The organism is Streptomyces rugosispiralis, from assembly GCF_024505145.1.
Lineage (GTDB): Bacteria > Actinomycetota > Actinomycetes > Streptomycetales > Streptomycetaceae > Streptomyces > Streptomyces rugosispiralis.
In genome coordinates, this window is sequence record NZ_JANIAA010000033.1 from 62,983 (window position 1) to 88,438 (window position 25,456).

Genomic DNA, 25,456 nt, shown 5'->3' on the forward strand with positions numbered 1-25,456 from the left:
CCCACTTGTTTGCATACTAATAGAACAATACCGAGTGGAGGAACATCACTCCTTCAGCCTCCCCCGTCGCGTGCGCATCTCATATGTGAGATAGCCTCTTCCCTATGACTGACGACTACCTCTCACGTATCGGCAAGCTCATCCGTGACGCCCGTCAACACCGGGGCTGGACCCAGTCCCAGCTCGCGGAGGCACTCGGCACCAGCCAGAGTGCGGTCAACCGCATTGAGCGGGGAAACCAGAACATCAGCCTTGAGATGATCGCCAGGATCGGCGAGGCCCTGGACAGCGAGATCGTCTCCCTCGGCTACGCGGGCCCGATGCACCTCCGGGTGGTCGGCGGCCGCCGTCTTTCCGGGGCCATCGACGTCAAGACGAGCAAGAACGCGTGTGTGGCGCTGCTGTGCGCCACGCTCCTCAACGCGGGCCGTACGACCCTGCGGAGGGTCGCCAGGATCGAGGAGGTCTACCGCATCCTCGAGGTCCTGGGCAGCATCGGCGTCCGCACCCGCTGGATCAACGACGGCGCCGATCTGGAGATCGTGCCGCCCGCCGAACTGGACCTCGAGGCCATGGACACCGAGGCCGCGCGCCGGACGCGCAGCGTCATCATGTTCCTCGGGCCGCTGCTGCACCGGATGGACCGCTTCCGGATTCCCTACGCGGGCGGTTGCGACCTCGGCACCCGCACCGTGCAGCCGCATATGACCGCCCTGCGCCACTTCGGCCTCGAAGTGACCGCCACCGACGGGATGTACCACTCCCACGTCGACCGCTCGGTCGCCCCCACCCGCGCCATCGTGCTGACCGAACGCGGCGACACCGTCACCGAGAACGCGCTGCTGGCGGCCGCCCGGCACGACGGCGTCACGGTGATCCGCAACGCCTCGTCCAACTACATGGTCCAGGACCTCTGCTTCTTCCTGGAGGAGTTGGGCGTCAAGGTCGAGGGCGTGGGCACCACGACGCTGACCGTCCACGGCGTGGCCCACATCGACCGCGATGTCGACTACTCCCCCTCCGAGGACCCGGTCGAGGCGATGAGCCTGCTGGCCGCCGCCGTCATCACCGAGTCGGAGCTGACGATCCGCCGGGTGCCGGTGGAGTTCCTGGAGATCGAGCTGGCCGTCCTGGAGGAGATGGGGCTGGACCACGAGCGCGGCCATGAGTACCCGGCGGACAACGGCCGCACCCGGCTGGTCGACCTCACCGTCCGCCCGTCCAAGCTGCAGGCCCCCATCGACAAGATCCACCCGATGCCGTTCCCCGGCGTCAACATCGACAACGTCCCCTTCTTCGCGGCGATCGCGGCCGTCGCCCAGGGCTCGACGCTGATCCACGACTGGGTCTACGACAACCGCGCGATCTACCTCACCGAACTCAACCGCCTCGGCGCCCACGTCAAACTCCTCGACCCGCACCGCGTCCTGGTCGAGGGCCCCACCCGCTGGCGCTCCGCCGAGATGATGTGCCCGCCCGCCCTGCGCCCCGCCGTGGTCGTCCTGCTGGCGATGATGGCCGCGCCGGGCACCTCCGTACTGCGTAACGTGTACGTCATCAACCGCGGTTACGAGGACCTCGCGGAGCGGCTGAACTCCATCGGCGCCCAGATCGAGACTTTCCGCGACATCTGATGAGCCGATACGGAGTTGACGGCATGACGGGCAGCCAGGTGCTGCGGGCGCACGACCGGTCGGTGTCGCGCTGGAAGAACGGCGGTGGTCTGACCCGGGAGGTCGCCGCCGACGCCTCCGGCGCGGGTATGGAGGACTTCGTCTGGCGGGTGAGTCTCGCCGACATCGCCCGGAGCGGACCGTTCTCCTCCTTCGCCGGCGTGGACAGGATCATCACCGTCGTGGACGGGGCGGGGATGGAATTGATCGTCGACGGTGTCCCGCACACCGTCGCCGACGCGTACGAGCCCTTTTCCTTTCGGGGTGACGCGGTCACCGACTGCCGGCTGCTCGCGGGTCCCACTGTCGATCTCAACGTGATGACGCGGCGCACCCGCGCGACGGCGCACGTCCGCATGGCGCGTGAGGGGTTCTCCGTCGTCCCGCGGACCGGGGTCCTGGTCCTCGTGATCGCCTTGACGGGCACGGTGGGCGTCAAGGAGTCCGGCGTCACCCTCGACCGGTTCGACGCCGTCCTGTTCTCGGACCACGACGCCGGCACCCTGCGCGTCGACGGGGTGGCGGCGGTCGTCACCGTCACCACCGCCTCCGGCTCGCCCGGGACGTGACCCGGGGCGTCAGCTCTTGCGCAGGTCGGGGGCGGGAACCCCGATGAGCAGGCCGCGCAGGGCGTTCCAGGCCGCACGCAGGGCGCGGGTGACCGCCGGCGGGTCGCTGCCCATGATCCGCGCCCATGCCCCGCAGTCGTCGGGCAGCACGCTCACACCGAAGGCCGGGCCGGTGGTCAGCAGGGCCTCGTGCAACGTGTCGGCGACCTGCGCCGCGGGGGCGAGAGGGGTGACCGCGTAGAGCGTGGCCATCAGGTCGTACCCGCCGAACACCGCCGGGCCGGTCACCGAGCCCGGCTCGCGCGGATCCAGGCGGACGGTGTCGACCACCACCGGCTCGCCGTCGGGACGCGTGATCTCCAGGTCGCTGTACAGCAGCCGGTAGGCGTGCCGTTCACCCCGGGCCAGTCGGCCGGCCGCGATGGTCTCGCCCAGCACCACGGTGGCCGTGGGGTCGGCGGTCACACGGGTCTGCTGGTAGAAGCGCGCGTCCCGGTACGGGATCAGCGGGTCGGGCAGGTACTCGACGTAGGCGTGCGCGGCGGCGGTGAGATGGACGACCTGGGTGGCGTGGTCGAACTCCATCCGGTGCAGCTTGGTGGCGGCCTGCGTCGTCAGGTGTACGGCGGTCCCGGGGCCGCACTCGATGTCGACGCGGTTGCGGTCGGCCTGGACGATGCCGCCGCCGGTGGACATCAGATAGGTCACCGGCATGTCCGGCCGCCGCGGGTCCACGTACAACGGCCGCATGATCTGCAGCGGGGACTTCTGGTAGCGGTCGACGAGTTCGCTGCGGTCGCCGACCCGCGCGTAGCGCAGTTCGAGCAGGCCGACCTTGCCGGGGCGCCCGGCGGCCAGGGTGTCCGGAGTGCCGGTCAGGTCGAGCATCCGGGCCGGTACCCGCCGGGGTTCGTAGTGTGCGGGGTCCAGCCGCGCGGGCGCCTCGGTCATGCGGAGGCCGCCTCCTGGCCGACCCGCCGGGCGGCTTCCTGGGACAGCAGGAAGTCGGCGATGACGTCCAGGCCCTCTCCGGTCAGGGAGTTGGTGAGCACCACTGGCCGGCCCTGCCGGACGTGCTCGGCGTCCGACTCCATCCGGGCCAGGTCGCACCGTACGTACTGGGCGATGTCGATCTTGTTGATGACGAGCAACTCGCACTCGGTGATGCCCGGCCCCCGCTTGCGGGGCATCTTGTCGCCCTCGGCGGTGTCCAGCACGAACAGGAAGAGGTCGACGAGTGCCGGGCTGAAGGTGAGCGTCAAGTTGTCGCCGCCGCTCTCGAAGAGCAGCGTGTCCACCTCGGGGAAGCGCTCCAGGATCTCATCGGCCGCGGCCTGGTTCATCGTCGGATCGTCCCGGACCGCGGTGTGCGGACAGGCTCCGGTCTCGACACCGACGATGCGGTCCGCGTCGAGGATCCCGTCCAGGGTGCGCCGCACGTGGGCGGCGTCCTCGGAGGTGTAGATGTCGTTGGTGATCACGGCGGGAGTCCGGCCGCGCCCGATCAGCACCGGGACGAGCGCCTCGATCAGCGCGGTCTTGCCGGAGCCGACCGGCCCGGCGATGCCGACGCGCAGCACGCCGTCCTTCGGGCGCCGCATGAACTCGTCGTGGTCGTGGTCGTGGTGGTGGTGGTCGTGGTCGTGGTGGCGGGAGCCTCGGACCTGAGTGGGGTCGTGCATGGTGATCCTTGTCCGGAGTGGGGATGGGGTGCGCCCCGAAGGGGCGCGGGGCTGTGTCGATGTGCGGCTCCGCCGCGGCTGTGTCGATATGCGGCTCCGCCGCGTGGGCGACCAGCCACCGGTCAGCCGCAGACGATCGACGGCACCTCGCGGCACTTCCCGCGGAGCGCTCAGCTCGCGAACAGCCGTGCCTCGGCACGCTCGTGACGGCCGGCCATGATGTCGGCCACGGGGACGCATCCGCCGAGGTCGGCCAGTTCCCGGTGCAGCGCCGCCGCCACGGTCTCCTCGATCACGGGGGCGGCGCCGTGCAGCACGACCTGGGCCCGGCGGTGGTCGGTGAGCCGCAGTCGCAGGGCGGCCCCCACGAAGCTGGCCGCGAAGGCGAACAGCTCACAGGTGACCGCCTGGCGCGTGGTGAGGCCGTTCGCCGCGTGGACCACGCCGGCCACGACCGGCTGGCAGCCACGCACCGCACCGTCCCGGTGCAGCGTGCGGTACCGCTCGATCTGCGGCGTCCCGTAGACCTCGCCGGCCAGGTCGAGCAGTTGCCGTCCGGTGCGGACGGCGGCCTGCCGGGCCTCCCGGCCCAGCTTGGTCGCGTACAGCCGCCGTTCCACGGCCACCACCCCGGCCCAGTCGTCCGCCGTCACCGCGCGGTGGGTGAGGGCGAGGGCGGTCGCGTCGGCCGGCCCCGCGCTGTGCCGGAGCAGGTCGTGGAGGAGGAGCGGCAGGCCGCGCGGGGTGACCGCACGGGCCTGCTGGAAACCCTCCAGTCCGTGGGAGAGGGTGTAGTAGCCGCTGGGGAAGGCCGAGTCGGTGAGTTGGAGCCCGGTCAGCAGCGCCGGGATCGGCATCGGTTCGTTCACGCCGGGTTTCCGTTGTGTCAGACGATGTAGAAGAGCTGGTTGAGCGGGAGGCGCTCGGCCGGCTCGATGGTGGCGGGCTCGCCGTCGACGGTGACCTTGTAGGTCTCCGGATCCACCTCGATGCGCGGCAGCGCGTCATTGCGGACCATGTGTTGCTTGCCGATGGTCCGGCAGTGCCGCACCGGCTCGATCCGCCGCCCCAGTCCCAGCTCGCCGGGGACGCCGGCGGCGATGGCCGCCTGGGACATGAAGGTGACCGAGGTGCGCTGCTTGGCGCGGCCGTAAGAGCCGAACATCGGCCGGTAGTAGACCGGCTGAGGGGTCGGCAGGGAGGCGTTGGGGTCACCCATCAGGGCCCAGTTCACCATGCCGCCCTTGATGATCAGCTTGGGCTTGGCGGCGAAGGAGTTGATCGGCCAGAGCACGATGTCGGCGAGCTTGCCGGGCTCCAGCGAGCCGATCACGTCGGCGGCGCCCACCGCGATCGCCGGGTTGATGGTGAGCTTCGCCAGGTAGCGCAGCACGCGTGCGTTGTCGTTGCGGGAGCTGTCCTCGGCCAGCGCACCGCGCATCGCCTTGCAGTGGTGCGCCGTCTGGAAGGCACGGGCGAAGGACTCGCCGACCCGGCCCATGGCCTGGGAGTCGGAGGAGAAGATGCTGATCACGCCGAGGTCGTGCAGCACTGTCTCGGCCGCGATGGTCTCGGCGCGCACCCGGCTGTCGGCGAACGACACGTCCTCGGGGATGTCGCGGGACAGATGGTGACAGACCATCACCATGTCCAGCAGCTCGTCCACCGAGTTGATGGTGTACGGCAGGGTGGGGTTGGTGGAGGACGGCAGGACGTTGGGCTCGCCGGAGACCCGCATGATGTCGGGGGCGTGACCGCCGCCCGCACCCTCGGTGTGGAAGGTGTGGATGGTCCGGCCGTCGATCGCGGACAGGGTGTCCTCGAAGAAGCCGCCCTCGTTGAGGGTGTCGGTGTGGATGGCGAGCTGCACGTCGTGCTCGTCGGCGACCCGCAGCGCGTTGTCGATGACGGCGGGGGTGGCGCCCCAGTCCTCGTGCACCTTCAGACCGGCCACGCCCGCCTCGACCTGCTCGCGCAAGCCCTCGGGCAGGCTGCCGTTGCCCTTGCCGAGCAGACCCACGTTGACCGGCAGATCCTCGACCGCCTCCAGCATCCGGTGGATGTTCCAGGGGCCGGGGGTGCAGGTGGTGCCGTTGCTGCCGTCGGTGGGACCGGTGCCGCCACCGAAGAAGGTGGTGATGCCGTTGGACAGGCCCTCCTGGGCCTGCTGCGGTGAGATGAAGTGGATATGGCTGTCGATGCCGCCGGGGGTGGCGATCAGGTGCTCTCCGGAGATCACCTCGGTGCCCGGACCGATGACCAGCTTGGGGTCCACGCCGTTCTGCGCGTGGGGGTTGCCGGCCTTGCCGACCCCGACGATGAGGCCGTCGCGGACACCGATGTCGCCCTTGACGACGCCCAGGACCGGATCGAGGACCACCACGTTGGTGATCACCAGGTCCAGAGCGCCCTCGCGACTCAGCGCCGCGGGGTCCTGGGCCATGCCGTCGCGGATGGCCTTGCCGCCGCCGTAGACGGCCTCTTCCCCGTAGGAACCGGCGTTGTGGTCGTACTCGACCTCGACCACCAGATTGGTGTCGGCGAGGTGGAACCGGTCACCCACGGTGGGGCCGAACAGGTCGGTGTACTGCTTGCGCGGGATGATCGCCATCAGTGATCGGCCCCCTCGTTCTCGGTGTCGGCGAATCCCAGCTGTGCGGCGCGGCGCAGCGCGGCGCGCCTGGTGTCGTCGGCGTTGAGTCCGCCGTCGACGAGTCCGGAGAAGCCGACGAGCCGCCGGGTTCCGCCGAAGGCGACCAGTTCGACCTCGCGGGTGTCGCCGGGTTCGAAGCGCACGGCGGTGCCCGACGGGATGTCCAGGCGCATGCCGTACGCGGCCTCGCGGTCGAACCGCAGCGCGCGGTTGACCTCGAAGAAGTGGTAGTGGGACCCGATCTGGACGGCGCGGTCACCGGTGTTGGCGACAGTGAGTCCGACCTTGGGCCTGCCGGAGTTGATCTCCACGGGGTCGTCCCCGTAGAGGTAGTGGGCTCCACCCGACATGGTTCTCTCCTCGTTTCAGGCGGCGTGTCAGACGGCGTTTCAGGCGGTGTTTCCGGCGGTGTTTCCGGTCGTGCTTCCGGCGGTGTTTCCGGGGCCGATGGGGTCGTGGCAGGTGACCAGCTTCGTCCCGTCCACGAACGCCGTCTCGACCTGGAGGACGGTGAGCATCTCGCGCACCCCGGGCATGACGTCGTCGGTCGTGACGACCTTGCGGCCCAGCTCCATGCACTCGGCCACGGTGTGGCCGTCGCGGGCGGCTTCCAGGACGGCCTCGGTGATCAGGGCGGCGGCCTCGGTGTAGTTGAGCTTGGTGCCCCGGGCCCTGCGGCGCCGGGCCAGGTCGGCCACCACATAGACATGGAGCTTGTCGATTTCACGCGGTGCGAGGTTCATGGCGTCACTTCGCTTTCTCGAACGAGAGGCCCGGCCGGTCCAGGGCTGGAACGGCGGCGAGGAAAAGCCAGGTCGTCACAACGAACGGCCAGGTGAAGGGAGATCCGCCGGAAGGCTGGGCGAATGCCTGCCAGGCGGCCGTGAAGGGGACCGAGGCCACGGCGGCGAGCGCGGTGTATCCCGCGGTCCACGGAGTGCGGGTCAGGAAGGTGGCGGCCAGTGCGATGGCGACGAGCACCGCGTTGTAGCCGTAGAGCCCCTCGCTGATCCGTTCGGCGGGCAGGCCCATGGCGCAAGCCGTGAGGATCGCGGCGAGGCTGCCGCAGGCGGCGGCGACGGCGGCGCCCCAGGACGCGACGAGCAGTCCGACGAGCAGGATGAGGCCCGCGTACCACTTGTCGAGGAAGAAGACCTGCCCGAAGTTGTCGCAGAACGCATGGCCGAGTTCCGAGGCCGACAAGGTGGTTGCCCCGTCGCCGGGGAGCGGTGGTGCGGCGGCGGCAGGCGCGGTCGGCAGGGCCGGCGCCAGCACCCCGGCGACCAGGCAGAACGGGGCCGTCAGCGCGGGCAGACCGATGCGGCCCAGCAGGTGGCCGACCGCCGCGCCCAGCACCGCGCAGACCGCCGCGGCGAGGACGGCGAGCAGTGCGGTCCGCCAGGACGCGCCGAGCCGGACGACGATGGCGATGCTGGTCAGGCAACCGCAGTAGCCCTCAAGGCCGTTGGCCAGACCGTCCCGGTCGGCGCCCAGCACGAACGCGGCCACGGTGGACGCCGCCACGCCGAGCAGACCGTACACGCCGATCCGCCAACCGCCCGCGAACAGCGCGACGGTGAACAATAAGCCGGTCCACGGGCTCGCGCTGAGTGCCACCTGTGCGACGCCCCGCAGCTGCATCCGTCCCACATCGGCCGGAGCCCAGCTCCTCGGCCGCGCCGCCTGCCCTGTTGTAGGCATGCCTTCCCCCTGACGGGAATACGTGGAATTCGCCAACACCCCTTGAACCGAAAGGGGGTGGCGCTTGATCAACAACTTTTCGGAGCCTACGCCCGGAATTGCGAAAAAGGTCGACAACAATTCGTGACCGACCGGATACGCAATGGAATAGTCGCTGATGGCGCGGGTATGCATGCGACCTCGGTTATCCAAGTCTTGACTTTCATTGGGGAGCCCTTGGAACTACCGGGGTGAAAATTCGACCAAGTGGAATCGGCAAAGTCCCCCCGTACTCACCGCTGTTCCGAGCGGCCGTTCCGAGCGGCCGTTCCGAGCGGCTGTTCCGAGCGGGCGTTCCGAGCGGCTGCTCCGAGCGGGCGCGAATCCCGCAGAACGGCCGTTTCGCGGGCGCGCCCGAGTCGACTGGTAGCGGCATCCGAAAGCGACGCACTCCGACTCGGCGCGCGGCCGACCGCGCCCCCGCTCGCCAGTGCGCACCGCGAACGGCACCGTCTCGTCCCGCACCGGCACCCGCGGCCCGTCCACCTCGGCGCGGCGGAGGGCTGTTTAAATAAATTAGGAATAATTCTTGACAGGGTTTCGGCCGCGGGCCACAGTCTTCGCCGTGACGCCGACGACGCCCTGTCCGAGGGCGGCCGCGTCATGTCTCCTTCCTGCTTCCCAACCCCCGGGAGAGGCACGTGACTTCACCCCCCGCCCGCGGAGACCCCACCACCGCACCCTCGCCCGTGGCGCCGTCGCGACCGCGATCGCCGTGGTGCCGGCGACGGCCGCGGGCCCCACGGCCACGGCCGCAGGGGGCGCCCGACTACTACGAGGAGGTGCGCGATGTCGTCCACCTCGGCGAGGCCCGGCTCCTGGGCAGCCCGCTGGACGCCACCTGCGGGGTGCAGTACGACGGTCCCGACGGACGCACCGTCGTCGCCGCGCTCGGCACCGGCCGCCTGGACGGCGCCCCGCTCGTCCCGGGACGTCCGGCCCGGCTCCGGCTGCGCGGCCTCGACCCGGCCGGCCCGCTACCGGGACGCCGCGTCGGCGACCACCTACAGCGGCGCCCATCTGCTGCACTACGGGCTGCCGTTCGCCTGGAGCGCCGAGTACGACGCGGAACTGGTGGTCCTGACCCGGCGGTAGCACCCCGCCCCCGCCCGAAGTCCAGCGAAGGAGCCCGACCCCCGATGGAACAGCCCCGCCGCCACGGTGACCGCTTCACCGACCGCACGGCCGTGGTCACCGGAGCCGCCTCCGGCATCGGCGCCGCCACCGCCGAACGCCTCGCCCAGGAGGGCGCCGCCGTCGTGCTCGCCGACATCGCCGAGGAGCGCGGCACGGCGGTCGCCGAGCGGATCGCCGAGGACGGCGGCCGCGCCCGCTTCGTGGCCGCCGACGTCTCCGCGGAGGAGGGCTGGCGGCGGATCGCGGCCGCCGCCCGCGCCTTCGGCCCCGTCGACGTGCTCGTCAGCAATGCCTACACCGTCGATGTCACCCCCGCCCACGAGATGTCCCTGGAGTCCTGGCAGCGGCAGCTCGCCGTCAACCTCACCGGCGCCTTCCTCGGCTTCCGGGCCGTCCTGGACGATCTGCGCGCCCGCCGCGGAGCCGTCGTCCTGACCTCGTCCGTCCACGCCCACAAGGGCATCCCCGGCCATCCGGCCTACGCGGCCTCCAAGGGGGCGCTGCTGTCCCTGTGCGGGCAGCTCGCCGTCGAGTACGGGCCCGAGGTGCGGGTCAACGCGGTCCGGCCCGGCCCGATCCTGACGGCGGCCTGGGACCGGGTCTCCCCCGAGGACCGGGCGCGCAGCGTCGCCGAGACCGCGGCCGGGCGGTTCGGCACCCCCGAGGAGGTGGCCGCGGCCATCGCCTTCCTCGGCTCCCACGAGTCCTCGTACATCACCGGTGCGAGTCTTCTCGTGGACGGCGGCTGGAGCGTCGTCAAGTCCTCCGCATGACCACCGCGATCAGCTCGCACCAGAAAGGCAGTACGACATGACGCCCTACGCCCGCCGCGGCGTGCACGGCCAGACCGTGGAGGCCCTCGCCCGCCGCGTCCTGAGCGGCGACCTCCCCGAGGGATCCACCCTGGACCTGGTCGCCCTGCAGAGCGAACTGGATGTCAGCCTCACCGCCCTGCGCGAGTCGCTGAAGGTGCTGGCCGCCAAGGGGATGGTCGACGCCCGTCAGAAGCGCGGCACCTTCGTGCGGAGCCGTTCGGACTGGAACCTGCTCGACGCCGACGTCCTGCGCTGGCAGTTCGAGAGCGACCGCACCACCGACGCGGACAGCGCGCTGCTGCGCAACCTCGCCGAGGTGCGCGGCATCATCGAACCGGCGGCGGTACGGCTGGCCGCCGAGCGGCGCACCGACGCCGACCTCGCCGCCCTGGACGCCGCCGTGGACGCGATGGGACAGGGCGGCTCCGACGCCGCCCACGCGGTGGAGGCCGACCTCGCCTTCCACCGCGCGCTGCTCGCCGCCACCCACAACGAACTCCTCGAACGCATGGAGATGGTGATCGAGTCGGGCCTCGCCCACCGCGATCGCATCGTGCACAGCTCCCCGCACAGCGAGGATCCGGTCCCCGCCCACCGCGCCGTCCTGGACGCCGTACGCGCCCGGGACCCGCGGGCCGCCGAGGCCGCCATGCGGGCCCTGCTCGACCAGGCCGGCCGCGACCTGGACCGGATCGGCGGCTCCCCCGGCACGGGCGGCTCCTCCGGCACCGGCGGCTCCCCCGGCACCGGCGAATCCCACGACATCAGCGGCTCCCCCGACGACATGGAAAGGCCCACCGGTCAGTGAAGATCACCCGTATCGAGACCTTCCTCGTGCCACCGCGCTGGCTGTTCTGCCGCGTCGAGACCGACGACGGCGTGGTCGGCTGGGGCGAGCCCGTGGTCGAGGGGCGCGCCGAGGTGGTGCGCGCGGCCGTCGACGTCCTCGCCGGCTATCTGATCGGCCAGGATCCGCTGCGCATCCAGGACCACTGGCAGGTGCTCACCAAGGGCGGCTTCTACCGCGGCGGACCCGTCCTGTCCAGCGCCGTCGCCGGTCTCGACCAGGCCCTGTGGGACATCGCGGGCAAGACCTACGGCGCCCCCGTGCACGCCCTGCTTGGCGGCCCGGTGCGCGATCGCGTCCGGGTGTACGCCTGGGTCGGCGGCGACGAGCCGACGGAGCTGTCCGAGCAGATAGCCGCGCAGGTCGAGGCGGGCTTCACGGCGGTGAAGATGAACGGCGCGGGGGCGACCTCCCCGATTCCCACCGCGGCCGAGACCGCCGCGGTCGTGGACCGCGTGGCCGCCGCCCGCGAGGCGCTCGGCCCGGACCGCGACGTGGCCGTCGACTTCCACGGCCGCTTCACCGCCGCCGGGGCCCGCCGCGTCCTGCCCGAACTGGCCGCCCTCCACCCGCTGTTCGTGGAGGAGCCCGTCGTCCCCGAGCACGGCCATCTGCTCCCCGGCCTGGTCGCCGCGAGCCCGGTGCCCCTGGCCACCGGTGAACGGCTGTACGGGCGTACGGAGTTCCTGCCGGTCCTCGCCGCGGGCATCGCCGTCGCACAGCCCGACCTGTCCCACGCGGGCGGTATCTCCGAGGTCCACCGCATCGCCTCGCTCGCCGAGACCTACGGCGCCCAACTCGCCCCGCACTGCCCGCTCGGCCCCATCGCGCTGGCGGCCAGCCTCCAGGTCGCGTTCGCGACGCCGAACTTCCTGATCCAGGAGCAGAGCCGGGGCATCCACTACAACAAGGACGCCGATCTGCTGTCCTACCTCGTCGACCCGGAGCCGTTCCGCTTCGTGGCCGGTCATGCGCCGCGCGGCGACGCGCCGGGCCTCGGCGTCACCATCGACGAGGCGGCCGTGCGCGCGGCCGACCGCACCGGGCACGCCTGGCGCAATCCGGTCTGGCGGCACCCCGACGGCTCCTTCGCGGAGTGGTGACGGCGTGCTGGAGATCGTCACCGACCCCGCGCACGGCGGCCGCTGGACCTCGCTCCGCGCGGACGGACACGAATGGCTGTGGCGCCGCCCGGCCCCCGAGCGGGAGCGGGTGTCGCCCGGGGACGCCTTCGTGGACGCGGGCGGCCTGGAGGAGTGCGTACCCACCGTCAAGCCTCGCTGAAGCCGTCATGCGCCGCGCGCCGAGCCTCCCGCCGGACGACCGGCGCCACCCATTTGCCTCGTATGGCGTGAATGCGCCTTTCGGTCCCTAGGTCCTGTCAAGAGTGGCCCACAGCCCCTTCCGGAACTATCGTCCGCTTCATACCGTCAAGGGCTGCGGTACTCCGCTGCACGCCGACCGACTGGACGCCCTCCGTGCCCGATCCCTCCCACGCCGCCACCTGGCGCTTCGCCCTCCCGCACACGACGGCCGCCGTACCGCTGGCGCGTGCGCTGATCCGGAACACCCTGGCCGATATCGGGGCGCCCGTGGACGGTGACACGGCGGAGCTGCTGACGGCCGAGCTGGTGGCGAACGCGGTGCGGCACACGAGCGGCGACGAGCCGATAGAGCTGGTGGTGGAGCTGGTGCCGACCGGGGGCTGGCAGGTCGAGGTGCACGACCAGGACCCGAATCCGCCCGGCGGGCTGGACTCGCTGGGGCGCCCCGAGGAGCCCAAAAGACCCGACGGCCTCGCCGAGGGCGGACGCGGTCTGCTGCTGATCCGGACCCTCAGCGCCGACGCGGGCTACCGGCCGACCCCCTACGGCAAGGCCGTCTGGTTCGTCCTCCCGCCCACGGAGGGCTGAGGGCCGCCCGCCGAAAGGGCTACCGGGCGCCGAGCGTCGCGACCAGCACCGCCTTGATCGTGTGCATCCGGTTCTCCGCCTCGTCGAAGACGACGGAGTGCTCGGACTCGAAGACCTCGTCGGTGACCTCGAGCTCGGTCAGCCCGTGCCGCTCGTGGATCTCCCGGCCGACGTCGGTGCCCAGGTCGTGGAAGGCCGGCAGGCAGTGCAGGAACCTCACGGCGTCGTTGCCCGTGGCGCGCAGCACGTCCATCGTCACCGCGTACGGCCCGAGCAGCGCTATCCGCTCGTCCCAGACCTCCTTGGGCTCACCCATGGACACCCATACGTCGGTGGCGACGAAGTCCGCGCCGCGCACACCCTCCTCGACGCTCTCGGTGAGCGAGATCCGGGCGCCGGAGGTGGTGGCGAGCTGCCGGGCCAGCTCCACGATGGTGTTGTCGGGCCACAGCAGGCTGGGCGCGACGATCCGGACGTCCATGCCCAGCAGGGCGCCGGTGACGAGGTAGGAGTTGCCCATGTTGTACCGGGCGTCGCCGAGGTAGGCGTAGGCGACCTGATCCAGCGGCTTGTCGCTGTGCTCGGTCATGGTCAGCACATCGGCGAGCATCTGGGTGGGGTGCCACTCGTCGGTGAGGCCGTTGTAGACGGGCACCCCGGCGTGCGCGGCGAGCTCCTCCACGACGCCCTGGCCGTGGCCCCGGTACTCGATCGCGTCGTACATCCGGCCGAGCACCCGCGCGGTGTCGCGCACCGACTCCTTGTGACCGATCTGGGAGCCGACCGGATCGAGGTAGGTCGTCGAGGCGCCCTGGTCGGCGGCCGCGACCTCGAAGGCGCAGCGGGTACGGGTGGAGGTCTTCTCGAAGATCAGGGCGATGTTCCGGCCCCGCAGCCGTCGCTCCTCTGTCCCCGCGCGCTTGGCCGCCTTCAGCTCGGCGGCCAGATCGATCAGGCGGCGGAACTCGTCGGCGGTGAAGTCCAGCTCCTTGAGGAAGTGGCGGCCGGTGAGGTCAATCGCCATAAGGGTGGCTCCTAGGTCACGGCGAACACGTGGCGGATCAGCGGCTACGGCGGGGTGCCGCGGCCCGGAACCATGGAAGCATATACGACGCTCTGCATATATGCGGAGACGGGTGGGTGAATCCTGGCCTTACGGCTCGATGGCGAATCTCGGCCCTACGGTTCGAGGGCGAATCCTGGCCTTACGGCTCGATGGCGAATCTCGGCCTACGGTTCGAGGGCGAAACTCCGGCCCTTACGGCTCCACCGGGTCCCGCTCGACCGGGCAGCTCATGCACCGCGGCCCGCCCCGGCCCCGGCCCAGCTCACTGCCCGGGATGTCGATGACCTCGATCCCGCGCTTGCGCAGAAAGGTGTTGGTCGTCGCGTTCCGCTCGTAGGCGACCACCACACCCGGCTCGACCGCGAGCACATTGCAGCCGTCGTCCCACTGCTCGCGCTCGGCCGCGTGGACGTCCTGGGTGGCGGTGAGCACGCGGATGGAGTCCAGGCCGAGGGCCGCGGCTATCGCGCGGTGCATATGCTCCGGCGGATGGTCGGTGACCTTGAGGTCCTCGCTGCCCGCGCCCGGCTCGATGGTGTACGAGCGGAGCATGCCCAGCCCCGCGTACTGGGTGAAGGTGTCCCCGTCCACCATGGTCATCACGGTGTCCAGGTGCATGAAGGCCCGCCCCTTGGGCATGTCGAGCGCCACGATCGTCCGGGCCGAACCGGCCTCGAAGAGCCGGTGGGCGATCATCTCCACCGCCTGCGGAGTGGTCCGCTCGCTCATCCCGATCAGCACCGCGCCCTTGCCGAGCACCAGCACATCGCCGCCCTCGATGGTGGAGGGGTACGCGGCCTGGCCCTCCGACCAGACGTGGAAGTCCTCCTTCGCGAAGAGCGGGTGATGGCGGTAGACGGCCTCGTAGTGCACCGTCTCGTGCCAGCGGGCGGGCCAGCGCATCGCGTTGATCGACACCCCGTCGTACACCCACGCGGAGGCGTCCCGGGTGAAGAGGTGGTTCGGCAGCGGATTGACCAGGAAGTCATCGGGTTCCATGGCGTGGAAGCGGACGGAGACCGGCTCCGGGTACCGCTCCAGGTACTCCCGCTTGGTCATGCCGCCGATCAGCGCCCCGGTCAGCTCCGGAGCGGTCAGCTCGTCGAAGGCGGCGCGCAGATGGTCGGTGGCCAGCGGCCCGTACTCCTTCTCGTCGAAGACCCGGTCCAGCACCAGCGCCCGCGCGTCCGGCAGGGTCAGGCTCTCGGTGAGCAGGTCCCCGAAGAGATGCACCTCGACCCCGCGGTCCCGCAGCACGTCGGCGAAGCCGTCGTGCTCCTGGCGGGCGCGGCGCACCCAGAGGACGTCGTCGAAGAGCAGGGCGTCCTTGTTGGTGGGGGTGAGCCGCTTGAGCTCCAGGTCGGGGCGGTGCAGTATGACGCGGCGCAGCCGCCCGGCCTCGGAGTCGACATGGAATCCCATGCCCCCATCTTCGCCGCTCGGCGCCCATTGTGAATGCTCCGGTCCCCGTTGATGCCCGTGTCGGTCCCGGCGGGGGCGGGGCCCGGGTCCGGGTCCGCGCCCCGAAGAGGCGCGGGGCCGTGCCGATCTGCGGCTCCGCCGCGGCTGTGTCGATATGCGGCTCCGCCGCGTGGGCGACCAGCCACGACGCAGCCGCAGATGAACGACGGCACCTCGCGGCCTTCCCGCCGAGCGCTCAGCCGGCCGCGATCACCACGATCAGCACCAGCGCCACCGCGATGAACCCCAGCAGGGCGGAGACCCACAGCTGGCCGGGCTTCAGATCGATACGGCTGCCGTCCTCGGCGCCGCCGCGCCACCGGCGCCGCCGGGCCGCGCGCCGGGCGGCGCGGGCCGCCGCCTCCTGGTGCTCCCGGGACTCCTCGGCCACGCCGCCGAACAGCGCCTTCCAGCCCTTCTCGCCGAACCCCGTGCTCTGCCGGGTGCCGACGATCCGGCGCACCACCTCGCGGCCCGCGCCGTCCCCGGCCGTCCACAGGCCGGGCAGGACGCAGGCCATCAGCTCCGGCACCGCGCCGCGCCGCGCGTACGGGCGGACCAGCCCCTCGTACAGCATCAGCGCGTTGCGCACCCGCAGCCTGCGGTCGGGGTCCGGGGCCGGTCCGCCCGCGCCGCCCGCGCCGCCCGGGGCGTGGTGCGGCGGGTCGAGATAGAGCTGGGCGAGCAGCACCTTCTCGCAGACCGCGTCCGCCAGCTCCGGGCCGCGCTCGGGCGCGCGGCGCACCAGCTCGACCACGACGCGGGTGGCCCGTTCGGCGGGCAGCCCCTCGTCGAGCGCGCTCAGCAGCAGGCCGTCGTCGGCCTCCCGCAGCGCCGCGGACAGGGCCTCCCCGCCCTGGCGCAGCGCCTCGCGCAACATCCGCGCTCCGGTGACCGAGATCCGGCGCGCCCCCGCGCTCGCCGGGCTCTCGTGGGCGTGAGCGTGGCCGTGGCCGTGTGTGGTCTCGTGGGTGATCTCCGTGCCCGTCTGGTCCGCTGTCTCTTTCACCATCGACGTTCTCCTCACAGTGCCTCCAGCACCTCCCGTATTCGCGTGGCCGCCCCGGCGTCGAGCGGTTCGTCGCCGTCCTGTGCCAGCCGGGGCAGGAAGTCGCACAACACGGCCAGCTGCCGCTCGTCCCCCGCCGCCCGCCGGATCCAGCCGACCAGCGCGTCCTCTGCCGCCCCCGCCGATCTGGCCCAGGTCAGCGCGGCCCGCAGCAGCTCGGCCAGCCGTGGCCCGCACTCCGGATGGGCCGCGAGCAGCGCCGTGGCCAGCGGCCAGGCGGCGTACGGCTCCAGCTCCGGCACCTCGCCAAGACCCCACAGATGCGAGGTGCGGGTGGTGACCGCGCGCAACGTCGCGAGCAGCGCCAGGTCGCGGCGGGCCCGCCGGGTGTCGCGCAGCCAGTGGGTGAGCGCGGTCAGTACGGTCCCGGGCTCGGCCCCGGCCAGCAGCCGCACCACGCTGTAGGAGGTGGTGCGGCCGTCGTCGGCGCGGGCGAGCCGGCCGAGTTCCTCCAGGGACGCCGCGACGGAGCCCGCCGCCAGGCCGTAGCCGTGGGCGAGCGCGGCGGTCTCGCGCTCCCGTTCGTCGTCGCCGCGCACCCAGTCGTGCAGCAGCCCGTGCACGGCGGGGCGCACCTCGTGGGCGCGGGACGCCTCGGCGAGCGCGGTGGCCGCGGCCATCCGCTGCACCGGGCTGTCGGTGCGGGCCAGCGGCAGCGCCAGCTCGACCAGGCCGTAGAGGTAGTCGCGGGCGCACAGCACGCCCGCCGCGACCGCCGCGCGCACCCACACCTGGGGGCGCGGGTCGTCGCACAGCCCGCGCAGCCAACGGGCCATCGGACCGCGGAGGTTGTGGTGGGCGTCCCAGGCCTCGTGGAGCACGGCGGGCGACAGCCGCCGCCCCTCGAACCACACCGCGCGCACGGGCACCGAGGCGTCCCCGAGGTCCTCCACCCCCTCGCCGTGGACCGCGCGTGCCGTGGCGAGGCAGGCCCCGGGGCGGGCGGAGAACAGCGGGCGGCCGGGCGCGTACTGCGGATCGAGCGTGACGGCCAGTTCCCAGGCCAGCAGCTCGGCGGCCTCCGTCATGACGCTGTGCGCCGAACCGTCGAAGACGGCGAGCGCGATCCGCAGCGCGGCGGCGCGCAGCGCGGGCAGCGCGGCGGGCAGGGTGCCGGGGTGCCCGGCCTCGATGAACCACTCCCGGGCCTGGTGGGGGGCGAACGACCGGCAGTGCTCCAGCAGCCGCTCGTCGGACAGCCGGCCCTCGGCGTGCGCGGCCAGTTGCCCGGCCAGCCGGGCGGCCTCGCCGGGCCGTGGCTCGTCCAGGCCGAGCGCCTCGGCCAGCTCGGGGCGGCGGGCGGTGGCCCGCGCCGTCTCCAGCAGTCCGGCGGGGCGGTCGGCGAGCAGTTCGGTGAGGTGGCGGTCGAGGACGTCGGCGGCGGCCGGGGGCCGGTACGCCACGGCGTGACGGCGGCCGCGCAGCAACCGGTCGGCGGCCGGGCCGCCCGCGACCAGCACCACGCAGAACGCCTCGTGCTCGGCGAAGTGGGCGCGCAGCCGGGCCAGCAGCGGCTCGGCCGTGGATTCGGCCTGGTCGGCGGGGAGTTCGAGGAGATAGCCGTGGCCGCGCTCGGTCTTCTCCACGCCGGACGCCCCGTCCGGGCCGGCGTATCCCAGCCGGGAGACCCCGCCGCCGGTGATTTCGGCCAATTCGGCGAGGAGGGCGAGCCCGGTCCAGGCGCGGCCGGTGCCGGGTTCGCCGCACAGCGCCAGCAGGTGGGTGCGGCGCAGGTGGTCGCGCATCGCGGCATGCCCGGGGACGGCAAGGTGGAGCCGGCGCAGCCGGGCCAGCTCCTCGCGCGGCACCGGGCCTTCGGCCAGGGGGTACGGCGCCGGATCGGCGCACATCCGGGCGGGCCCGTAGGCGATGTGCAGATGGGCGCGGGCCTCGCGGGCCGTACGGGCGCCGCCCGGCTGGCCCGCCCCGTCCAGCGGACCGCCCTGGGGGATGTCCAGCCGTCGTCCCCACGACGGTGCCGGGGCGCTCACGTCTTCCGGTGCGCCGAGGTCTTCCGGTGCGCTCATCGCCCGCCGTCCTTCATGCCGTGGCCCCCGTCTCGCGATGTGGTGGTGAGGGGGTGCCGGTGAATGCCGGAAGCGGGCGGCGGGGCTCGTCCCCCGGCCCACCCCGCCGCCCTTCTCCGGTGCGGGGCGCTCATGCCCTGCCCGGCAGGCCGTCACCGGACAGCGGCCGGGCCGTGCGCACCCCCGTCGCTCACGGTCCCGCGCCCTGTGCCAACTCCAGGGTCGCCGGGGAACGGCGGGACGGCTGTAGCCGTTTACACAGTCGCGTCAAAACGCCGGGGAGTGCGCGCCCGCGCTCAGACTCAGTCGCGAGGGCGCGCCGGGATCTGCTCCCCCGTCGCGCGGCCCTCGGCCAGCAGCCGCAGCAGTCCGATGTCCATCACCTCGAAGCGGCGCGAGGCGGTCCGGACCACGCCCTGGCCGCGCAGCAGCCGCAACGCCTTGGCGACCGCCTCCCGGGTCGAGCCCACCGCGGCCGCGATGTCGTGCTGGGGCATCTGGAGATCGATGGTGATGGTGCCGTCGGCGCCGGAGTGGCCGGTGCGCTCGGCGAGTTCCACGAGCCGGGCCGCCAGCCGCTGCAGCACCTTCTCGGAGGCGAGTGACCGCCGCTCCCCGTCGGAGCTGCGCAGCCGGGAGCTGAACTGACGCATGATCAGTACGGTCGCGACGGGACGCGCGGCCAGGTACGCCCGGAACCGGTCGCCGGAGACCACCACCGCCTCCATCCGGCCGAGCGCGGTGACGGTGGCGCTGCGCGAGCCGTGGTCCACCGCGGCCTGGTCGCCGACCACCTCGCCCGCGCCGCGCAGCGCCAGGATCAGCCGCACCCCGCGCTCGGTCTCCACCGAGACGGTGGCCCAGCCGGAGGTGATCGCCACGACGAAGGTCGTACGGTCGTGCTCGCGCAGCACGACCTCGCCGGGGGCGTAGGCGCGGGGGGTGCCGAGGGCGAGCAGCGCGCGGCGGTCCTCGGCGGGGAGCGCGTGCAGGAAGGGCCGTCCGTCCTCGAAGAGACTCATCCGCCCTCCCCGCTCAGCTCGTCGTCGTCATTGCCTGCGGAGAACCCAGGGACCGCTCAGCACGCTAGGCAGGTGGCACGGGCACGTCAATGGCGCCGCAGCGGGTCCGTGCCGGATCCACGGCCCTCGCCGGGGTCGGTACGCGTCTCCCCGGGATCGGTACGAACGGGTGTGCGCAGCGCGGCGCCCGCGACGGCCGCGAGCGCGGCCGTCACCGCCGTGCAGACCCACCCGGCGCGCAGCGCGTCAGGACCCGGCCGCGCGGCGCCGCCGGTGATCACGACCAGCGCCGCGACGCCCAGGGCCGAGCCGCCCTGCCGGGACATCATCAGCACCCCGGAGCCGAGGGAGAGCTGACGGGCCGGAAGCAGTCCGGCGGCCGCGAACATCACCGGCTGGTAGAGCCCCGCGCCGAGCCCGGTGAGCACCAGGCCGGGCATGAACTCCACGGCGTAGCGCCCACCGCCGCCGCCCGCGAGGAGCAGCCACCACGCCGGTCCCGCGGCGAAGCACAGCCCGCCCACGATCGCCGTGGTCCGCTCCCCCAGCGCCCGTACGATCCGCCCCGACAGCATCGACACCACCAGGACGGTGAGCGGCCAGGGCGTGACGGCGAGGCCCGCATCGGCCGGGGACCAGCCCCACACCCCGGTGAACAGCAGGGTCGCGGCGAGGAGTGCGGAGGAGTAGGCGAGGAAGTAGCTCAGCAGCCCGAGCGCGGCGGCGGTGAAGGCACGGGTACGGAACAGCGCGGGGTCCACCACCGGGTCCGGGTGGCGGCGCACGTGCGCCACCGCCAGCGCGCCCAGGACCAGGCCCGCGGCGAGGAAGCCGAGGGTGGCCGGGGCGCCGTAGCCCCAGTCGGCGGCCTCGACGCAGGCGGTGGTGAGGGCCCCGGTGCCGAGGAGGACCAGCAGCGTGCCCAGCGGATCGAGGCGGCGGCGCGCACCGCGGACGGGGGCGGTGCGCGGCAGCAGCCGCAGCCCGGCCGCCCAGGCCAGCAGCACCACGGGCGGATTGATGAGGAAGATCCAGCGCCAGTCGGAGGCGGCCAGCAGACCGCCCGCCACCGGCCCCGAACTCGCCGCGACCGCGCTCACCGCCGTCCAGACGCCGACCGCCGTGGCCCGTTCGCGCGGCGGGAAGGCGGGCAGGGCGAGCGAGAGGGAGGTGGGCACCAGGACGGCGGCCGCCACGCCCTGCACCACGCGCGCCGCGATCAGCGTGCCGAGGCCGGGGGCGGCCCCGCAGGCGAGGGAGGCGAGCCCGAACAGCGCGATGCCGGTCAGGAACGAGCGCCGCCCGCCGATCGCGTCCGCCAGCCGCCCGGCCGGGACCAGCAGCGCCGCGAGCACGATGGTGTAGGCGTTGAGCACCCAGGACAGCTCGGCGGTGGAGGCCGAGCGGAAGTCCGCGCCGATCGCGGGGAAGGCGATATTGACCGCGATCATGTCGAGCACGGCCAGGAACTGGGCCGCCGACGCGACGGCGAGGATCAGCCAGCGGCGGCCGCCGGGGGCCGCGTCGGGGGCGGGCGTACCAGGAGTGAGCGCGGGCACACCGCTCCCCTGGGCCTTCGAGGAAGGGGTCGTCATGCCTGTCCAGCATCGGCCCGGGGGCACGGCGGAACGAGTGGCAGGAGTGACAGCATGCGCTACATTTCTGCCATGCGGTCCATCGCCCTCGCCGTCACCCCGGGCATGCCGATCTTCGATCTGGCGGTGCCCTGCCATGTCTTCGGATCCGATCGCCCAGGACTCCCCGACCCCTGGTACGAGCTGCGGGTCTGTGCGATCGGGCCGGGCGGTGAGGGGGCCGGTGCGCCGGTCGCCGCCCGCTCGTGGTTCGCCGCCCACACCCCGTACGGCACCGAGGAGCTGATCGCGGCGGACACGGTGATCGTCCCGGCCTCGGCCGATGTGCGCGGCGATCCGCCCCAGGAGCTGATCGACGCGCTGCGCGCGGCCCATGGGCGCGGGGCCCGCATCGTGTCGCTGTGCTCGGGCGCGTTCACCCTGGCCGCGACCGGACTGCTCGACGGCCGTACGGCGGCCACCCACTGGATGTACGCGGCGCTGTTCGCCGAGCGCTATCCGGCCGTACGGCTCGATCCGTCCGTGCTCTACGTCGACCACGGCGATGTGCTGACGGGGGCCGGGTCCACGGCCTGCATCGACGTCTGTCTGCACCTGGTGCGCGAGGACTACGGCACCGAGGCGGCGAACACCCTGGCCCGGCAGCTCGTCGCGCCCGCCCACCGGCCGGGCGGCCAGGCCCAGTACATCGAGGCGCCGCTGCCGGAGCGCACCGACGACTCGCTCGCCCCGCTGCTGCACTGGGCCGCCGAGCGGCTGCACGAACCGCTGACCGTGGCCGACCTGGCCCGCCGCGCCCACACCAGCCCGCGCACCCTGGTCCGCCGCTTCCACGCCGCCACCGGCACGACGCCGCTGCGCTGGCTCCAGGGCCAGCGGATCGCCCGCGCCCGGGAACTGCTGGAGGGCGGCGACCTGCCGGTGGACCGGATCGCGGAGCTGTGCGGACTGGGCACGGCGGCCAACCTGCGCCGCCACTTCACCCGAGCGGTCGGGGTGCCCCCACACGACTACCGCCGCGCGTTCCGCGCCCGGGAAGCGGGGACGGCCTCGGCCGTCTGAGCCCGGGGGTCGGCGGATCGTTACGCCTGCGGCGGGCTGCTTTCCCCTACCCGCCCCTTCCCGCAGCATCGATATGCGGCTCCGCCGCGTGGCAGGGGCTCCGCCCCTGGCCCCCGGACGCCCTTCGGGCGTGTCCTCAATCTCCCCCAGCTACCGCTGGGAGGTGCCCCCTGACGGGCTGAAATCAGCCCCTCCGGCGTTTGAGGAGCGGGGTCCGGGGCGGAGCCCCAGTTACGGGAAGGGGCGGGGAGGGGAGCAGCCCGCCGCAGGCGCCAAGACCCGCCGAACGCCCCCGGACCGTCGCCCCTACAGCCGTGGGTCCACCGGCTCCGACTCCAGCGCGAGCACCGCGAAGACCGCCTCGTGGACGCGCCACAGGGGCTCGCCCTCCGCCAGCCGGTCGAGCGCCTCCAGACCGAGCGCGTACTCGCGCAGGGCGAGGGAGCGCTTATGGCCCAGGTGGCGCTCGCGCAGCCGGGCCAGGTTCTCCGGGCGGGTGTACTCCGGGCCGTAGATGATGCGCAGATACTCGCGGCCCCGGCACTTCACGCCCGGCTGGACCAGCCGCCCGTCGCCCTTGCGGACGAAGCCCTGGAGCGGCTTGACCACCATGCCCTCACCGCCCTCGGCCGTCAGGTCCAGCCACCAGCGGACCCCCTCCGCGACCGACGCCTCGTCCTCGGTGTCGACGATCAGCCGGCGGGTGGGGGCCAGCAGCCGGGCGCCGTCGGCGGCCGGCTTCTCCGCCTCGATCATCCGGTCGATCAGGGCGAGCTGCTGATCGTGCGGCAGCGCGGTGGCGAGGTTGCGGCCCTGGACGGCCAGGATCTGGAACGGCGCCATCCGGATGCCGTCCAGCCCGTCGACCGGCCAGCAGTAGCGCCGGTAGGCATCGGTGAACGCGGCCGCGTCCGAGGCCCGGTCACGCTGCTTGCCGAGCAGCGCGGACACCTCGACCCCGCGCGCCTCCGCGCCCTCCAGCGCCGCGAGGACACCGGGGAAGACGGCGCGCGAGGCGGCGCCCACCGCCGCGTACTGGTGGCGCAGCAGCCCCTCGGCCTTGAGCGACCACGGCATCAACTCGGCGTCCAGCAGCAGCCAGTCGGTGTCCAGCTCCTGCCACAGCCCGGCGCGGTCGAGGCAGTCGCTCAGCCCGCGCAGTAGAACACCCGTCCGAGTATCGCCCGGCGATCCGCCCTCACCTAATGGTTTCTCACCAGGGCGGCCAGCTCCGCGATCCGCTCCGGGCCCACCCGGCAGCAGCCGCCGATGAGCCGTGCCCCCGCGGCCCGCCATGCCTTCACCCGCCCCGGGTCGAAGGTCGCCCGGCCGCGCCAGCCCCGTGCCGTGGCATCCCACTCCTCTCCGCTGTTCGGATACACCACCACCGGCTTGCCGGTGGTCTCGGCCGCGATCTCCACGGCCCGGTCCGCGTCGCCCGGCTCACAGCAGTTGACGCCGACGGCGATCACCTGGTCGACCCCCGCGGCCAGGGCGAACGCGTCCCTCAGCGGCTGCCCGGCCCGGGTGGTCTCCCCCGCGATGCTGTAGGAGAGCCATACCGGCACCCCGCATCCCTCGACGGCGCTCAGCAGCGCCGCGGCCTCATCGGCGTCCGGTACCGTCTCCAGCGCCAGCGCGTCGGGCCCGGCCGCGGCCAGCGCCTCGATCCTCGGCCGGTGGAACCGCGCCAGCTCGGCCACGCTCAGCCCGTACCGCCCGCGGTACTCGCTGCCGTCCGCCAGCATCGCCCCGTACGGGCCCACGGAGGCGGCGACCCACACCGGCTCCGCGCCCCGCTCGCCCGCGCCCCCCTCACCGGCGCCCCGCTCGCCCGCGGCCGCCCGCTCGGCGGCCGCCCGCTCCGCCCCCGTGCGCGCCAGCTCGACGCTGCGCCGCAGCAGCGCCGTGGCCTCCTCGTGGCCCACGCCCCGGTGGGCGAAGCCCTCGTAGGTGGCCTGATAGCTGCCGGTGATGAGCACCCGTGCGCCCGCCCGTGCGTAGGCGGTGTGGGCCGTCTCGAGCTGCCCCGGGTCGTCGGCCAGCAGCCGGGCCGACCACAGCTCGTCGGAGAGATCGCAGCCCTGTGCCTCCAGCTGGTTGGAGAGACCGCCGTCGAGGACGAGCGGTCCGCGCTCCAGCGCGGCGGCCAGGGGGGTGGCGGGTACGGACATCACGGGTGCTCCTGGTGGTGCGCTCAGCCCAGCTGGGCCTGGACCTGCGAGGAAATCAGCTCCAGGTGGTCGAGGTCGCTCAGGTCCAGCATCTGGAGGTAGAGCCGGGAGGCGCCCGCCTCCGCATAGCGGCCGATCTTCTCGACGACCTCGGCCGGGGAGCCCGCCAGACCGTTCTCCTTCAGCTCCGCGACCTCCCGGCCGATCGCCGCGGCCCGCCGGGCGACCTCGGCGTCGTCCTTGCCCACGCACACCACCAGCGCGTTGGAGTACACCAGGTCGTCACCCTTGCGGCCGGCGGCCTCGGCCGCCTCCCGCACCCGGCCGAACTGGCGCTCGCTGTCCTCGGGCGAGGCGAACGGCATATTGAACTCGTCCGCGTACCGCGCGGCCAGCCGCGGGGTGCGGGTGGCACCCTGGCCGCCGATCAGCACCGGCACCTTGCTCTGCGCGGGCTTGGGCAGCCCCGGGGAGTCCACCAGCTGGTAGTGGGCACCGTCGTGGCCGAAGGTCTCGCCGACCGGGGTCTGCCACAGCCCGGTGACGATGGCCAGCTGCTCCTCCAGCCGGGCGAACTTCTCCTTGGGGAAGGGGATCCCGTAGGCCCGGTGCTCCTCCTCGAACCAGCCCGCGCCCAGGCCCAGCTCGACTCGTCCACCCGACATCTGGTCGACCTGCGCGACCTGGATCGCCAGCACACCGGGCAGCCGGAAGGTGGCGGCGGTCATCAGGGTGCCCAGCCGGATCCGCCGGGTCTCGCGGGCCAGCCCGGCCAGGGTGATCCAGGCGTCGGTGGGGCCGGGGAGGCCGTCCACATCGCCCATGTGGAGATAGTGGTCGGACCGGAAGAAGGCGTCGAACCCGAGGTCCTCGGTGGCCTTGGCGACGGTCAGCAGCGTGTCGTAGGTCGCCCCCTGCTGGGGCTCGGTGAAGATGCGAAGATCCATGCCA

General features: G+C 72.9%; 23 protein-coding genes and 2 pseudogenes. 9 read left to right on the top strand and 16 right to left on the bottom strand.

The window, feature by feature from the left end; all coding sequences use genetic code 11:
- Window positions 1-104 precede the first annotated feature (104 nt).
- Together NP777_RS34530 and NP777_RS34535 are read left to right on the top strand one after the other, a co-directional pair.
- The gene (locus NP777_RS34530; protein WP_256654127.1) at window positions 105-1,634 is read left to right on the top strand and encodes a helix-turn-helix domain-containing protein; all 1,530 of its coding nucleotides are present in this window, start codon (window positions 105-107) and stop codon (window positions 1,632-1,634) included.
- Between the two features lie 23 nt (window positions 1,635-1,657).
- A complete protein-coding gene (locus tag NP777_RS34535; RefSeq protein WP_256654128.1) occupies window positions 1,658-2,242 on the top strand; it encodes a HutD/Ves family protein in 585 nt (194 codons plus the stop codon).
- A gap of 9 nt (window positions 2,243-2,251) precedes the next feature.
- On the opposite strand, the gene NP777_RS34540 is transcribed toward NP777_RS34535, so the two are convergent.
- The 7 genes from NP777_RS34540 to NP777_RS34570 all read right to left on the bottom strand — a co-directional run bounded on the left by NP777_RS34540 (window position 2,252) and on the right by NP777_RS34570 (window position 8,278).
- Window positions 2,252-3,193 (bottom strand): urease accessory protein UreD, encoded by a 942-nt coding sequence (locus tag NP777_RS34540; protein WP_391858636.1) that lies wholly within the window; start codon window positions 3,191-3,193, stop codon window positions 2,252-2,254.
- Complete coding sequence (ureG, locus tag NP777_RS34545; RefSeq protein ID WP_256654168.1) at window positions 3,190-3,843, bottom strand: urease accessory protein UreG; 654 nt, start codon at window positions 3,841-3,843, stop codon at window positions 3,190-3,192. Before ureG ends, NP777_RS34540 begins: the two co-directional genes overlap by 4 nt.
- Before the next feature lie 251 nt (window positions 3,844-4,094).
- On the bottom strand, window positions 4,095-4,781 hold the full coding sequence (locus tag NP777_RS34550) for an urease accessory protein UreF (RefSeq protein ID WP_256654169.1): 687 nt from the start codon (window positions 4,779-4,781) through the stop codon (window positions 4,095-4,097).
- A gap of 29 nt (window positions 4,782-4,810) precedes the next feature.
- A complete protein-coding gene (gene ureC, locus NP777_RS34555; protein WP_256654129.1) occupies window positions 4,811-6,535 on the bottom strand; it encodes an urease subunit alpha in 1,725 nt (574 codons plus the stop codon).
- Window positions 6,535-6,927 (bottom strand): urease subunit beta, encoded by a 393-nt coding sequence (locus NP777_RS34560; protein ID WP_256654130.1) that lies wholly within the window; start codon window positions 6,925-6,927, stop codon window positions 6,535-6,537. The genes ureC and NP777_RS34560 overlap by 1 nt, the downstream gene beginning before the upstream one ends.
- Window positions 6,928-6,966: 39 nt before the next feature.
- Window positions 6,967-7,320 carry an urease subunit gamma gene (locus NP777_RS34565; RefSeq protein ID WP_256654131.1) on the bottom strand — a complete coding sequence of 118 codons (354 nt, stop codon included), beginning with the start codon at window positions 7,318-7,320 and terminating at the stop codon, window positions 6,967-6,969.
- A gap of 4 nt (window positions 7,321-7,324) precedes the next feature.
- A complete protein-coding gene (locus NP777_RS34570) occupies window positions 7,325-8,278 on the bottom strand; it encodes an urea transporter (protein ID WP_256654132.1) in 954 nt (317 codons plus the stop codon).
- Between the two features lie 812 nt (window positions 8,279-9,090).
- Between NP777_RS34570 and NP777_RS34575 the strand changes: the two are divergent.
- The 6 genes and pseudogenes from NP777_RS34575 to NP777_RS34600 form a co-directional block, all read left to right on the top strand.
- Window positions 9,091-9,412, top strand: a pseudogene (locus tag NP777_RS34575) (GH36 C-terminal domain-containing protein); the annotation flags it as partial.
- Window positions 9,413-9,456: 44 nt separating this feature from the next.
- Window positions 9,457-10,227, top strand: coding sequence for an SDR family NAD(P)-dependent oxidoreductase (locus NP777_RS34580; RefSeq protein ID WP_256654134.1), 771 nt, complete (start codon window positions 9,457-9,459; stop codon window positions 10,225-10,227).
- 37 nt (window positions 10,228-10,264) lie between these two features.
- Complete coding sequence (locus NP777_RS34585; RefSeq protein WP_256654135.1) at window positions 10,265-11,077, top strand: FadR/GntR family transcriptional regulator; 813 nt, start codon at window positions 10,265-10,267, stop codon at window positions 11,075-11,077.
- Window positions 11,074-12,219, top strand: coding sequence for a galactonate dehydratase (dgoD, locus tag NP777_RS34590; protein WP_256654136.1), 1,146 nt, complete (start codon window positions 11,074-11,076; stop codon window positions 12,217-12,219). Before NP777_RS34585 ends, dgoD begins: the two co-directional genes overlap by 4 nt.
- Before the next feature lie 4 nt (window positions 12,220-12,223).
- Window positions 12,224-12,400 carry a hypothetical protein gene (locus NP777_RS34595; protein ID WP_256654171.1) on the top strand — a complete coding sequence of 59 codons (177 nt, stop codon included), beginning with the start codon at window positions 12,224-12,226 and terminating at the stop codon, window positions 12,398-12,400.
- Window positions 12,401-12,594: 194 nt separating this feature from the next.
- Window positions 12,595-13,029: an ATP-binding protein gene (locus NP777_RS34600; RefSeq protein ID WP_256654137.1), complete on the top strand. Its 435-nt coding sequence runs from the start codon at window positions 12,595-12,597 to the stop codon at window positions 13,027-13,029.
- A 19-nt stretch (window positions 13,030-13,048) separates the two neighbouring features.
- On the opposite strand, the gene argF is transcribed toward NP777_RS34600, so the two are convergent.
- The 6 genes from argF to NP777_RS34630 all read right to left on the bottom strand — a co-directional run bounded on the left by argF (window position 13,049) and on the right by NP777_RS34630 (window position 21,269).
- Window positions 13,049-14,053, bottom strand: a complete 1,005-nt coding sequence (gene argF / locus NP777_RS34605) for an ornithine carbamoyltransferase (protein ID WP_256654138.1) — start codon at window positions 14,051-14,053, stop codon at window positions 13,049-13,051.
- A gap of 234 nt (window positions 14,054-14,287) precedes the next feature.
- Window positions 14,288-15,517: an arginine deiminase gene (locus NP777_RS34610; RefSeq protein WP_256654139.1), complete on the bottom strand. Its 1,230-nt coding sequence runs from the start codon at window positions 15,515-15,517 to the stop codon at window positions 14,288-14,290.
- Window positions 15,518-15,752: 235 nt separating this feature from the next.
- Complete coding sequence (locus tag NP777_RS34615) at window positions 15,753-16,568, bottom strand: hypothetical protein (protein WP_256654140.1); 816 nt, start codon at window positions 16,566-16,568, stop codon at window positions 15,753-15,755.
- An 11-nt stretch (window positions 16,569-16,579) separates the two neighbouring features.
- Window positions 16,580-18,652, bottom strand: a complete 2,073-nt coding sequence (locus tag NP777_RS34620; RefSeq protein WP_256654141.1) for a hypothetical protein — start codon at window positions 18,650-18,652, stop codon at window positions 16,580-16,582.
- Between the two features lie 302 nt (window positions 18,653-18,954).
- Window positions 18,955-19,674 carry a Crp/Fnr family transcriptional regulator gene (locus NP777_RS34625; protein ID WP_182471449.1) on the bottom strand — a complete coding sequence of 240 codons (720 nt, stop codon included), beginning with the start codon at window positions 19,672-19,674 and terminating at the stop codon, window positions 18,955-18,957.
- An 86-nt stretch (window positions 19,675-19,760) separates the two neighbouring features.
- Window positions 19,761-21,269, bottom strand: coding sequence for an MFS transporter (locus tag NP777_RS34630; protein ID WP_256654142.1), 1,509 nt, complete (start codon window positions 21,267-21,269; stop codon window positions 19,761-19,763).
- 54 nt (window positions 21,270-21,323) lie between these two features.
- Here NP777_RS34630 and NP777_RS34635 point away from each other — a divergent pair, with 54 nt between their 5' ends.
- Window positions 21,324-22,331, top strand: a complete 1,008-nt coding sequence (locus tag NP777_RS34635; RefSeq protein ID WP_256654143.1) for a GlxA family transcriptional regulator — start codon at window positions 21,324-21,326, stop codon at window positions 22,329-22,331.
- 306 nt (window positions 22,332-22,637) lie between these two features.
- Here the strand turns inward: NP777_RS34635 and NP777_RS34640 are convergent.
- The 3 genes and pseudogenes from NP777_RS34640 to NP777_RS34650 form a co-directional block, all read right to left on the bottom strand.
- Window positions 22,638-23,504: pseudogene (locus NP777_RS34640) on the bottom strand (polynucleotide kinase-phosphatase); the annotation flags it as partial.
- A gap of 29 nt (window positions 23,505-23,533) precedes the next feature.
- Entirely contained in the window at window positions 23,534-24,505 is a 972-nt protein-coding gene (gene mmuM / locus NP777_RS34645; protein WP_256654144.1) for a homocysteine S-methyltransferase, read from the bottom strand.
- A gap of 23 nt (window positions 24,506-24,528) precedes the next feature.
- Complete coding sequence (locus NP777_RS34650) at window positions 24,529-25,452, bottom strand: LLM class F420-dependent oxidoreductase (RefSeq protein ID WP_256654145.1); 924 nt, start codon at window positions 25,450-25,452, stop codon at window positions 24,529-24,531.
- Window positions 25,453-25,456 lie beyond the last annotated feature (4 nt).

Excerpts from the sequence above, each read along its gene's own strand:
- NP777_RS34530 (WP_256654127.1), top strand. The coding sequence starts at position 105 with ATGACTGACGACTACCTCTCACGTATCGGCAAGCTCATCCGTGACGCC.
- NP777_RS34535 (WP_256654128.1), top strand. The coding sequence starts at position 1,658 with ATGACGGGCAGCCAGGTGCTGCGGGCGCACGACCGGTCGGTGTCGCGC.
- NP777_RS34540 (WP_391858636.1), bottom strand. The coding sequence starts at position 3,193 with ATGACCGAGGCGCCCGCGCGGCTGGACCCCGCACACTACGAACCCCGG.
- ureG (WP_256654168.1), bottom strand. The coding sequence starts at position 3,843 with ATGCGGCGCCCGAAGGACGGCGTGCTGCGCGTCGGCATCGCCGGGCCG.
- NP777_RS34550 (WP_256654169.1), bottom strand. The coding sequence starts at position 4,781 with ATGCCGATCCCGGCGCTGCTGACCGGGCTCCAACTCACCGACTCGGCC.
- ureC (WP_256654129.1), bottom strand. The coding sequence starts at position 6,535 with ATGGCGATCATCCCGCGCAAGCAGTACACCGACCTGTTCGGCCCCACC.
- NP777_RS34560 (WP_256654130.1), bottom strand. The coding sequence starts at position 6,927 with ATGTCGGGTGGAGCCCACTACCTCTACGGGGACGACCCCGTGGAGATC.
- NP777_RS34565 (WP_256654131.1), bottom strand. The coding sequence starts at position 7,320 with ATGAACCTCGCACCGCGTGAAATCGACAAGCTCCATGTCTATGTGGTG.
- NP777_RS34570 (WP_256654132.1), bottom strand. The coding sequence starts at position 8,278 with ATGCCTACAACAGGGCAGGCGGCGCGGCCGAGGAGCTGGGCTCCGGCC.
- NP777_RS34580 (WP_256654134.1), top strand. The coding sequence starts at position 9,457 with ATGGAACAGCCCCGCCGCCACGGTGACCGCTTCACCGACCGCACGGCC.
- NP777_RS34585 (WP_256654135.1), top strand. The coding sequence starts at position 10,265 with ATGACGCCCTACGCCCGCCGCGGCGTGCACGGCCAGACCGTGGAGGCC.
- argF (WP_256654138.1), bottom strand. The coding sequence starts at position 14,053 with ATGGCGATTGACCTCACCGGCCGCCACTTCCTCAAGGAGCTGGACTTC.
- NP777_RS34610 (WP_256654139.1), bottom strand. The coding sequence starts at position 15,517 with ATGGGATTCCATGTCGACTCCGAGGCCGGGCGGCTGCGCCGCGTCATA.
- NP777_RS34615 (WP_256654140.1), bottom strand. The coding sequence starts at position 16,568 with ATGGTGAAAGAGACAGCGGACCAGACGGGCACGGAGATCACCCACGAG.
- NP777_RS34620 (WP_256654141.1), bottom strand. The coding sequence starts at position 18,652 with ATGAGCGCACCGGAAGACCTCGGCGCACCGGAAGACGTGAGCGCCCCG.
- NP777_RS34625 (WP_182471449.1), bottom strand. The coding sequence starts at position 19,674 with ATGAGTCTCTTCGAGGACGGACGGCCCTTCCTGCACGCGCTCCCCGCC.
- NP777_RS34630 (WP_256654142.1), bottom strand. The coding sequence starts at position 21,269 with ATGACGACCCCTTCCTCGAAGGCCCAGGGGAGCGGTGTGCCCGCGCTC.
- NP777_RS34635 (WP_256654143.1), top strand. The coding sequence starts at position 21,324 with ATGCGCTACATTTCTGCCATGCGGTCCATCGCCCTCGCCGTCACCCCG.
- mmuM (WP_256654144.1), bottom strand. The coding sequence starts at position 24,505 with ATGTCCGTACCCGCCACCCCCCTGGCCGCCGCGCTGGAGCGCGGACCG.
- NP777_RS34650 (WP_256654145.1), bottom strand. The coding sequence starts at position 25,452 with ATGGATCTTCGCATCTTCACCGAGCCCCAGCAGGGGGCGACCTACGAC.